1 protein-coding gene is annotated in these 375 nt (G+C 47.5%); it reads left to right on the forward strand.

What is annotated here, in order from left to right:
• Nucleotides 1-208 precede the first annotated feature (208 nt).
• On the forward strand, nt 209-375 hold a 167-nt coding region (locus ACTHS3_RS17230), incomplete at its 3' end, for an exodeoxyribonuclease VII large subunit (protein ID WP_440368669.1).

A 375-nucleotide genomic window follows, 5' to 3' on the forward strand; every position in this document is an offset into this window, starting at 1 on the left:
TTCGATAATTTGGTGGAGTTTGGGCATACGCACGGCTTTTGAAGCGAAAATCAAACGATAATATAACACAAGCCCGCCCAGGCAAGGCCGTCTGAACATGCGCCTTTGATAATATTAAAACAAAGGGCGCAAGTTTCATAAAAACGAATACAACGAATCGCTCTAAAACCCTTATAATTCAACTTTCCCAAATTTTTCCTGTTTCGCAATGTCCGAACTCTTCGCGCCCTCCTCCATTTCCGTATCCGAACTCAACGCCCTCGCCAAAGCCTTGTTGGAAGACCATCTCGCAGGCTTGTGGATTGCCGGCGAAGTATCCAACCTGACCCGTGCTGCCAGCGGACATTATTATTTCTCGCTCAAAGACAGCCGCGC

It is taken from the genome of Neisseria sp. P0009.S007, from assembly GCF_051962515.1.